Source organism: Pseudomonas leptonychotis, assembly GCF_004920405.1.
GTDB classification, from domain to species: domain Bacteria; phylum Pseudomonadota; class Gammaproteobacteria; order Pseudomonadales; family Pseudomonadaceae; genus Aquipseudomonas; species Aquipseudomonas leptonychotis.
Genome location: NZ_RFLV01000010.1, coordinates 1 through 10,988 on the forward strand (window position 1 = coordinate 1; position 10,988 = coordinate 10,988).

Below are 10,988 nucleotides of genomic sequence, written 5' to 3' on the forward strand. Positions count from 1 at the left end.
CTTGACGGAAGATGAGGCTGCTGTAGAATGCGCGCCTCGGTTGAGACGAAAGACTTAACCACCCGCTCTTTAACAACTGAATCAAGCAATTCGTGTGGGTGCTTGTGAGGTAAGACTGCTAGTCGCAAGATTATCAGCATCACAAGTTACTCCGCGAGAAATCAAAGATGTAACCAACGATTGCTGAGCTAAGTTTAGGGTTTTCTCAAAACCCAAGCAGTATTGAACTGAAGAGTTTGATCATGGCTCAGATTGAACGCTGGCGGCAGGCCTAACACATGCAAGTCGAGCGGTAGAGAGAAGCTTGCTTCTCTTGAGAGCGGCGGACGGGTGAGTAATGCCTAGGAATCTGCCTAGTGGTGGGGGATAACGTTCGGAAACGGACGCTAATACCGCATACGTCCTACGGGAGAAAGCGGGGGACCTTCGGGCCTCGCGCCATTAGATGAGCCTAGGTCGGATTAGCTAGTTGGTGAGGTAATGGCTCACCAAGGCTACGATCCGTAACTGGTCTGAGAGGATGATCAGTCACACTGGAACTGAGACACGGTCCAGACTCCTACGGGAGGCAGCAGTGGGGAATATTGGACAATGGGCGAAAGCCTGATCCAGCCATGCCGCGTGTGTGAAGAAGGTCTTCGGATTGTAAAGCACTTTAAGTTGGGAGGAAGGGTAGTAACTTAATACGTTGCTACTTTGACGTTACCGACAGAATAAGCACCGGCTAACTTCGTGCCAGCAGCCGCGGTAATACGAAGGGTGCAAGCGTTAATCGGAATTACTGGGCGTAAAGCGCGCGTAGGTGGTTCAGTAAGTTGAATGTGAAATCCCCGGGCTCAACCTGGGAACTGCATCCAAAACTGCTGAGCTAGAGTACGGTAGAGGGTAGTGGAATTTCCTGTGTAGCGGTGAAATGCGTAGATATAGGAAGGAACACCAGTGGCGAAGGCGACTACCTGGACTGGTACTGACACTGAGGTGCGAAAGCGTGGGGAGCAAACAGGATTAGATACCCTGGTAGTCCACGCCGTAAACGATGTCAACTAGCCGTTGGGAGTCTTGAACTCTTAGTGGCGCAGCTAACGCATTAAGTTGACCGCCTGGGGAGTACGGCCGCAAGGTTAAAACTCAAATGAATTGACGGGGGCCCGCACAAGCGGTGGAGCATGTGGTTTAATTCGAAGCAACGCGAAGAACCTTACCTGGCCTTGACATGCTGAGAACTTTCTAGAGATAGATTGGTGCCTTCGGGAACTCAGACACAGGTGCTGCATGGCTGTCGTCAGCTCGTGTCGTGAGATGTTGGGTTAAGTCCCGTAACGAGCGCAACCCTTGTCCTTAGTTACCAGCACGTAATGGTGGGAACTCTAAGGAGACTGCCGGTGACAAACCGGAGGAAGGTGGGGATGACGTCAAGTCATCATGGCCCTTACGGCCAGGGCTACACACGTGCTACAATGGTCGGTACAAAGGGTTGCCAAGCCGCGAGGTGGAGCTAATCCCATAAAACCGATCGTAGTCCGGATCGCAGTCTGCAACTCGACTGCGTGAAGTCGGAATCGCTAGTAATCGTGAATCAGAATGTCACGGTGAATACGTTCCCGGGCCTTGTACACACCGCCCGTCACACCATGGGAGTGGGTTGCACCAGAAGTAGCTAGTCTAACCTTCGGGGGGACGGTTACCACGGTGTGATTCATGACTGGGGTGAAGTCGTAACAAGGTAGCCGTAGGGGAACCTGCGGCTGGATCACCTCCTTAATCGAAGACTTCAGCTTCTTCATAAGTTCCCACACGAATTGCTTGATTCATTGAAAAAGACGATTGGGTCTGTAGCTCAGTTGGTTAGAGCGCACCCCTGATAAGGGTGAGGTCGGCAGTTCGAATCTGCCCAGACCCACCAATTGTTGTGGGGTTTGGCCTTGTACGAATATGGGGCCATAGCTCAGCTGGGAGAGCGCCTGCCTTGCACGCAGGAGGTCAGCGGTTCGATCCCGCTTGGCTCCACCATATACAGCACCGTAAGAGTTCAGAAATGAACGTTCCTACTCACAGTAGATGAATGTTGATTTCTGGTCTTTGACCAGTAAGAAAATCGTTCTTTAAAAATTTGGGTATGTGATAGAAGTGACTGATTAATTACTTTCACTGGTAATTAATTTGGTCAAGGTAAAATTTGTAGTTCTCAATTGCAAATTTTCGGCGAATGTCGTCTTCACGTTAGAGACAGTAACCAGATTGCTTGGGGTTATATGGTCAAGTGAAGAAGCGCATACGGTGGATGCCTTGGCAGTCAGAGGCGATGAAAGACGTTGTAGCCTGCGATAAGCTCCGGGGAGTCGGCAAACAGACTTTGATCCGGAGATCTCTGAATGGGGGAACCCAGCCAGCATAAGCTGGTTATTACACACTGAATACATAGGTGTGTAAGGCGAACCAGGGGAACTGAAACATCTAAGTACCCTGAGGAAAAGAAATCAACCGAGATTCCCTTAGTAGTGGCGAGCGAACGGGGACTAGCCCTTAAGTTGATTTGAGATTAGTGGAAGGCTCTGGAAAGTGCCGCCGTAGTGGGTGATAGCCCCGTACACGAAAATCTCTTATCAATGAAATCGAGTAGGACGGAGCACGAGAAACTTTGTCTGAATATGGGGGGACCATCCTCCAAGGCTAAATACTACTGACTGACCGATAGTGAACTAGTACCGTGAGGGAAAGGCGAAAAGAACCCCGGAGAGGGGAGTGAAATAGATCCTGAAACCGTATGCGTACAAGCAGTGGGAGCCCACTTTGTTGGGTGACTGCGTACCTTTTGTATAATGGGTCAGCGACTTATATTCAGTGGCGAGCTTAACCGAATAGGGGAGGCGTAGCGAAAGCGAGTCTTAATAGGGCGACAGTCGCTGGGTATAGACCCGAAACCGGGCGATCTATCCATGGGCAGGTTGAAGGTTGGGTAACACTAACTGGAGGACCGAACCGACTACCGTTGAAAAGTTAGCGGATGACCTGTGGATCGGAGTGAAAGGCTAATCAAGCTCGGAGATAGCTGGTTCTCCTCGAAAGCTATTTAGGTAGCGCCTCGTGTATCACTGTTGGGGGTAGAGCACTGTTTCGGCTAGGGGGTCATCCCGACTTACCAAACCGATGCAAACTCCGAATACCAACAAGTGTCAGCACGGGAGACACACGGCGGGTGCTAACGTCCGTCGTGAAAAGGGAAACAACCCAGACCGTCAGCTAAGGTCCCAAAGTTATGGTTAAGTGGGAAACGATGTGGGAAGGCTTAGACAGCTAGGAGGTTGGCTTAGAAGCAGCCACCCTTTAAAGAAAGCGTAATAGCTCACTAGTCGAGTCGGCCTGCGCGGAAGATTTAACGGGGCTCAAACCATACACCGAAGCTACGGGTTCAACGTAAGTTGAGCGGTAGAGGAGCGTTCTGTAAGCCTGTGAAGGTGAGTTGAGAAGCTTGCTGGAGGTATCAGAAGTGCGAATGCTGACATGAGTAACGACAATGGGAGTGAAAAACTCCCACGCCGAAAGACCAAGGTTTCCTGCGCAACGTTAATCGACGCAGGGTGAGTCGGCCCCTAAGGTGAGGCAGAAATGCGTAATCGATGGGAAACGGGTTAATATTCCCGTACTTCTAATTACTGCGATGGAGGGACGGAGAAGGCTAGGCCAGCACGGCGTTGGTTGTCCGTGTTTAAGGTGGTAGGCTGATTTCTTAGGTAAATCCGGGAGATCAAGGCCGAGAACTGATGACGAGTTGTCTTTTAGACGACGAAGTGGTTGATGCCATGCTTCCAGGAAAAGCTTCTAAGCTTCAGGTAATTAGGAACCGTACCCCAAACCGACACAGGTGGTTAGGTAGAGAATACCAAGGCGCTTGAGAGAACTCGGGTGAAGGAACTAGGCAAAATGGCACCGTAACTTCGGGAGAAGGTGCGCCGGTGAGGGTGAAGCATTTACTGCGTAAGCCCATGCCGGTCGAAGATACCAGGCCGCTGCGACTGTTTATTAAAAACACAGCACTCTGCAAACACGAAAGTGGACGTATAGGGTGTGACGCCTGCCCGGTGCCGGAAGGTTAATTGATGGGGTTAGCTAACGCGAAGCTCTTGATCGAAGCCCCGGTAAACGGCGGCCGTAACTATAACGGTCCTAAGGTAGCGAAATTCCTTGTCGGGTAAGTTCCGACCTGCACGAATGGCGTAACGATGGCGGCGCTGTCTCCACCCGAGACTCAGTGAAATTGAAATCGCTGTGAAGATGCAGTGTATCCGCGGCTAGACGGAAAGACCCCGTGAACCTTTACTATAGCTTTGCACTGGACTTTGAGTTTGCTTGTGTAGGATAGGTGGGAGGCTTTGAAGCGTGGACGCTAGTTCGCGTGGAGCCAACCTTGAAATACCACCCTGGCAACCTTGAGGTTCTAACTCTGGTCCGTTATCCGGATCGAGGACAGTGTATGGTGGGTAGTTTGACTGGGGCGGTCTCCTCCTAAAGAGTAACGGAGGAGTACGAAGGTGCGCTCAGACCGGTCGGAAATCGGTCGTAGAGTATAAAGGCAAAAGCGCGCTTGACTGCGAGACAGACACGTCGAGCAGGTACGAAAGTAGGTCTTAGTGATCCGGTGGTTCTGTATGGAAGGGCCATCGCTCAACGGATAAAAGGTACTCCGGGGATAACAGGCTGATACCGCCCAAGAGTTCATATCGACGGCGGTGTTTGGCACCTCGATGTCGGCTCATCACATCCTGGGGCTGAAGCCGGTCCCAAGGGTATGGCTGTTCGCCATTTAAAGTGGTACGCGAGCTGGGTTTAGAACGTCGTGAGACAGTTCGGTCCCTATCTGCCGTGGACGTTTGAGATTTGAAAGGGGCTGCTCCTAGTACGAGAGGACCGGAGTGGACGAACCTCTGGTGTTCCGGTTGTCACGCCAGTGGCATTGCCGGGTAGCTACGTTCGGAAAAGATAACCGCTGAAAGCATCTAAGCGGGAAACTTGCCTTGAGATGAGATCTCACTGGAACCTTGAGTTCCCTAAAGGGCCGTCGAAGACTACGACGTTGATAGGTTGGGTGTGTAAGCGCTGTGAGGCGTTGAGCTAACCAATACTAATTGCCCGTGAGGCTTGACCATATAACACCCAAACAATTTGATGTTTGCGTGTCTCTATGAAGACTGCAACAGCCGAAAATTTGTAAGAACTGCAAAACCCTTTATCACATACCCAATTCGGAGCCGCGTCTAACAACGAGACTCCAGCTGAATCGCTTGACGACCATAGAGCATTGGAACCACCTGATCCCATCCCGAACTCAGTAGTGAAACGATGCATCGCCGATGGTAGTGTGGGGTTTCCCCATGTGAGAGTAGGTCATCGTCAAGCACCTACACCAAAACCCCCGATCAGGAAACTGGCCGGGGGTTTTACTATTAGTACAGGCATGAAGTTTTGAGTGATCAAAATCATGGCTAGCAAGACGTAATGCAAGTTATTGAGTAGTAAGAACTTTTTGCAAAAAGAACTTCGAAAAATAGCTTGACGGAAGATGAGGCTGCTGTAGAATGCGCGCCTCGGTTGAGACGAAAGACTTAACCACCCGCTCTTTAACAACTGAATCAAGCAATTCGTGTGGGTGCTTGTGAGGTAAGACTGCTAGTCGCAAGATTATCAGCATCACAAGTTACTCCGCGAGAAATCAAAGATGTAACCAACGATTGCTGAGCTAAGTTTAGGGTTTTCTCAAAACCCAAGCAGTATTGAACTGAAGAGTTTGATCATGGCTCAGATTGAACGCTGGCGGCAGGCCTAACACATGCAAGTCGAGCGGTAGAGAGAAGCTTGCTTCTCTTGAGAGCGGCGGACGGGTGAGTAATGCCTAGGAATCTGCCTAGTGGTGGGGGATAACGTTCGGAAACGGACGCTAATACCGCATACGTCCTACGGGAGAAAGCGGGGGACCTTCGGGCCTCGCGCCATTAGATGAGCCTAGGTCGGATTAGCTAGTTGGTGAGGTAATGGCTCACCAAGGCTACGATCCGTAACTGGTCTGAGAGGATGATCAGTCACACTGGAACTGAGACACGGTCCAGACTCCTACGGGAGGCAGCAGTGGGGAATATTGGACAATGGGCGAAAGCCTGATCCAGCCATGCCGCGTGTGTGAAGAAGGTCTTCGGATTGTAAAGCACTTTAAGTTGGGAGGAAGGGTAGTAACTTAATACGTTGCTACTTTGACGTTACCGACAGAATAAGCACCGGCTAACTTCGTGCCAGCAGCCGCGGTAATACGAAGGGTGCAAGCGTTAATCGGAATTACTGGGCGTAAAGCGCGCGTAGGTGGTTCAGTAAGTTGAATGTGAAATCCCCGGGCTCAACCTGGGAACTGCATCCAAAACTGCTGAGCTAGAGTACGGTAGAGGGTAGTGGAATTTCCTGTGTAGCGGTGAAATGCGTAGATATAGGAAGGAACACCAGTGGCGAAGGCGACTACCTGGACTGGTACTGACACTGAGGTGCGAAAGCGTGGGGAGCAAACAGGATTAGATACCCTGGTAGTCCACGCCGTAAACGATGTCAACTAGCCGTTGGGAGTCTTGAACTCTTAGTGGCGCAGCTAACGCATTAAGTTGACCGCCTGGGGAGTACGGCCGCAAGGTTAAAACTCAAATGAATTGACGGGGGCCCGCACAAGCGGTGGAGCATGTGGTTTAATTCGAAGCAACGCGAAGAACCTTACCTGGCCTTGACATGCTGAGAACTTTCTAGAGATAGATTGGTGCCTTCGGGAACTCAGACACAGGTGCTGCATGGCTGTCGTCAGCTCGTGTCGTGAGATGTTGGGTTAAGTCCCGTAACGAGCGCAACCCTTGTCCTTAGTTACCAGCACGTAATGGTGGGAACTCTAAGGAGACTGCCGGTGACAAACCGGAGGAAGGTGGGGATGACGTCAAGTCATCATGGCCCTTACGGCCAGGGCTACACACGTGCTACAATGGTCGGTACAAAGGGTTGCCAAGCCGCGAGGTGGAGCTAATCCCATAAAACCGATCGTAGTCCGGATCGCAGTCTGCAACTCGACTGCGTGAAGTCGGAATCGCTAGTAATCGTGAATCAGAATGTCACGGTGAATACGTTCCCGGGCCTTGTACACACCGCCCGTCACACCATGGGAGTGGGTTGCACCAGAAGTAGCTAGTCTAACCTTCGGGGGGACGGTTACCACGGTGTGATTCATGACTGGGGTGAAGTCGTAACAAGGTAGCCGTAGGGGAACCTGCGGCTGGATCACCTCCTTAATCGAAGACTTCAGCTTCTTCATAAGTTCCCACACGAATTGCTTGATTCATTGAAAAAGACGATTGGGTCTGTAGCTCAGTTGGTTAGAGCGCACCCCTGATAAGGGTGAGGTCGGCAGTTCGAATCTGCCCAGACCCACCAATTGTTGTGGGGTTTGGCCTTGTACGAATATGGGGCCATAGCTCAGCTGGGAGAGCGCCTGCCTTGCACGCAGGAGGTCAGCGGTTCGATCCCGCTTGGCTCCACCATATACAGCACCGTAAGAGTTCAGAAATGAACGTTCCTACTCACAGTAGATGAATGTTGATTTCTGGTCTTTGACCAGTAAGAAAATCGTTCTTTAAAAATTTGGGTATGTGATAGAAGTGACTGATTAATTACTTTCACTGGTAATTAATTTGGTCAAGGTAAAATTTGTAGTTCTCAATTGCAAATTTTCGGCGAATGTCGTCTTCACGTTAGAGACAGTAACCAGATTGCTTGGGGTTATATGGTCAAGTGAAGAAGCGCATACGGTGGATGCCTTGGCAGTCAGAGGCGATGAAAGACGTTGTAGCCTGCGATAAGCTCCGGGGAGTCGGCAAACAGACTTTGATCCGGAGATCTCTGAATGGGGGAACCCAGCCAGCATAAGCTGGTTATTACACACTGAATACATAGGTGTGTAAGGCGAACCAGGGGAACTGAAACATCTAAGTACCCTGAGGAAAAGAAATCAACCGAGATTCCCTTAGTAGTGGCGAGCGAACGGGGACTAGCCCTTAAGTTGATTTGAGATTAGTGGAAGGCTCTGGAAAGTGCCGCCGTAGTGGGTGATAGCCCCGTACACGAAAATCTCTTATCAATGAAATCGAGTAGGACGGAGCACGAGAAACTTTGTCTGAATATGGGGGGACCATCCTCCAAGGCTAAATACTACTGACTGACCGATAGTGAACTAGTACCGTGAGGGAAAGGCGAAAAGAACCCCGGAGAGGGGAGTGAAATAGATCCTGAAACCGTATGCGTACAAGCAGTGGGAGCCCACTTTGTTGGGTGACTGCGTACCTTTTGTATAATGGGTCAGCGACTTATATTCAGTGGCGAGCTTAACCGAATAGGGGAGGCGTAGCGAAAGCGAGTCTTAATAGGGCGACAGTCGCTGGGTATAGACCCGAAACCGGGCGATCTATCCATGGGCAGGTTGAAGGTTGGGTAACACTAACTGGAGGACCGAACCGACTACCGTTGAAAAGTTAGCGGATGACCTGTGGATCGGAGTGAAAGGCTAATCAAGCTCGGAGATAGCTGGTTCTCCTCGAAAGCTATTTAGGTAGCGCCTCGTGTATCACTGTTGGGGGTAGAGCACTGTTTCGGCTAGGGGGTCATCCCGACTTACCAAACCGATGCAAACTCCGAATACCAACAAGTGTCAGCACGGGAGACACACGGCGGGTGCTAACGTCCGTCGTGAAAAGGGAAACAACCCAGACCGTCAGCTAAGGTCCCAAAGTTATGGTTAAGTGGGAAACGATGTGGGAAGGCTTAGACAGCTAGGAGGTTGGCTTAGAAGCAGCCACCCTTTAAAGAAAGCGTAATAGCTCACTAGTCGAGTCGGCCTGCGCGGAAGATTTAACGGGGCTCAAACCATACACCGAAGCTACGGGTTCAACGTAAGTTGAGCGGTAGAGGAGCGTTCTGTAAGCCTGTGAAGGTGAGTTGAGAAGCTTGCTGGAGGTATCAGAAGTGCGAATGCTGACATGAGTAACGACAATGGGAGTGAAAAACTCCCACGCCGAAAGACCAAGGTTTCCTGCGCAACGTTAATCGACGCAGGGTGAGTCGGCCCCTAAGGTGAGGCAGAAATGCGTAATCGATGGGAAACGGGTTAATATTCCCGTACTTCTAATTACTGCGATGGAGGGACGGAGAAGGCTAGGCCAGCACGGCGTTGGTTGTCCGTGTTTAAGGTGGTAGGCTGATTTCTTAGGTAAATCCGGGAGATCAAGGCCGAGAACTGATGACGAGTTGTCTTTTAGACGACGAAGTGGTTGATGCCATGCTTCCAGGAAAAGCTTCTAAGCTTCAGGTAATTAGGAACCGTACCCCAAACCGACACAGGTGGTTAGGTAGAGAATACCAAGGCGCTTGAGAGAACTCGGGTGAAGGAACTAGGCAAAATGGCACCGTAACTTCGGGAGAAGGTGCGCCGGTGAGGGTGAAGCATTTACTGCGTAAGCCCATGCCGGTCGAAGATACCAGGCCGCTGCGACTGTTTATTAAAAACACAGCACTCTGCAAACACGAAAGTGGACGTATAGGGTGTGACGCCTGCCCGGTGCCGGAAGGTTAATTGATGGGGTTAGCTAACGCGAAGCTCTTGATCGAAGCCCCGGTAAACGGCGGCCGTAACTATAACGGTCCTAAGGTAGCGAAATTCCTTGTCGGGTAAGTTCCGACCTGCACGAATGGCGTAACGATGGCGGCGCTGTCTCCACCCGAGACTCAGTGAAATTGAAATCGCTGTGAAGATGCAGTGTATCCGCGGCTAGACGGAAAGACCCCGTGAACCTTTACTATAGCTTTGCACTGGACTTTGAGTTTGCTTGTGTAGGATAGGTGGGAGGCTTTGAAGCGTGGACGCTAGTTCGCGTGGAGCCAACCTTGAAATACCACCCTGGCAACCTTGAGGTTCTAACTCTGGTCCGTTATCCGGATCGAGGACAGTGTATGGTGGGTAGTTTGACTGGGGCGGTCTCCTCCTAAAGAGTAACGGAGGAGTACGAAGGTGCGCTCAGACCGGTCGGAAATCGGTCGTAGAGTATAAAGGCAAAAGCGCGCTTGACTGCGAGACAGACACGTCGAGCAGGTACGAAAGTAGGTCTTAGTGATCCGGTGGTTCTGTATGGAAGGGCCATCGCTCAACGGATAAAAGGTACTCCGGGGATAACAGGCTGATACCGCCCAAGAGTTCATATCGACGGCGGTGTTTGGCACCTCGATGTCGGCTCATCACATCCTGGGGCTGAAGCCGGTCCCAAGGGTATGGCTGTTCGCCATTTAAAGTGGTACGCGAGCTGGGTTTAGAACGTCGTGAGACAGTTCGGTCCCTATCTGCCGTGGACGTTTGAGATTTGAAAGGGGCTGCTCCTAGTACGAGAGGACCGGAGTGGACGAACCTCTGGTGTTCCGGTTGTCACGCCAGTGGCATTGCCGGGTAGCTACGTTCGGAAAAGATAACCGCTGAAAGCATCTAAGCGGGAAACTTGCCTTGAGATGAGATCTCACTGGAACCTTGAGTTCCCTAAAGGGCCGTCGAAGACTACGACGTTGATAGGTTGGGTGTGTAAGCGCTGTGAGGCGTTGAGCTAACCAATACTAATTGCCCGTGAGGCTTGACCATATAACACCCAAACAATTTGATGTTTGCGTGTCTCTATGAAGACTGCAACAGCCGAAAATTTGTAAGAACTGCAAAACCCTTTATCACATACCCAATTCGGAGCCGCGTCTAACAACGAGACTCCAGCTGAATCGCTTGACGACCATAGAGCATTGGAACCACCTGATCCCATCCCGAACTCAGTAGTGAAACGATGCATCGCCGATGGTAGTGTGGGGTTTCCCCATGTGAGAGTAGGTCATCGTCAAGCACCTACACCAAAACCCCCGATCAGGAAACTGGTCGGGGGTTTTACTTT

4 tRNA genes and 6 rRNA genes are annotated in these 10,988 nt (G+C 51.0%); all 10 read left to right on the plus strand.

Going from position 1 to position 10,988, the window contains the following annotated elements:
- Positions 1-224: 224 nt before the first annotated feature.
- The 10 genes from D8779_RS20390 to rrf (D8779_RS20435) all read left to right on the plus strand — a co-directional run bounded on the left by D8779_RS20390 (position 225) and on the right by rrf (D8779_RS20435) (position 10,940).
- Positions 225-1,761, plus strand: a 16S ribosomal RNA gene (locus D8779_RS20390).
- Between the two features lie 65 nt (positions 1,762-1,826).
- Positions 1,827-1,903 (plus strand) — tRNA-Ile (locus D8779_RS20395).
- A 31-nt stretch (positions 1,904-1,934) separates the two neighbouring features.
- Positions 1,935-2,010 (plus strand) — tRNA-Ala (locus tag D8779_RS20400).
- A gap of 244 nt (positions 2,011-2,254) precedes the next feature.
- A 23S ribosomal RNA gene (locus tag D8779_RS20405) occupies positions 2,255-5,144 on the plus strand.
- 134 nt (positions 5,145-5,278) lie between these two features.
- A 5S ribosomal RNA gene (rrf, locus tag D8779_RS20410) occupies positions 5,279-5,394 on the plus strand.
- Positions 5,395-5,770: 376 nt separating this feature from the next.
- Positions 5,771-7,307: ribosomal RNA gene (locus D8779_RS20415) — 16S ribosomal RNA — on the plus strand.
- A 65-nt stretch (positions 7,308-7,372) separates the two neighbouring features.
- Positions 7,373-7,449: transfer RNA gene (locus D8779_RS20420), tRNA-Ile, on the plus strand.
- Between the two features lie 31 nt (positions 7,450-7,480).
- Positions 7,481-7,556, plus strand: a tRNA-Ala gene (locus D8779_RS20425).
- Positions 7,557-7,800: 244 nt separating this feature from the next.
- Positions 7,801-10,690 (plus strand): 23S ribosomal RNA (locus D8779_RS20430).
- A 134-nt stretch (positions 10,691-10,824) separates the two neighbouring features.
- Positions 10,825-10,940: ribosomal RNA gene (gene rrf, locus D8779_RS20435) — 5S ribosomal RNA — on the plus strand.
- The 16S, 23S and 5S rRNA genes sit together here with 4 tRNA genes alongside, the layout of an rRNA operon.
- Positions 10,941-10,988 lie beyond the last annotated feature (48 nt).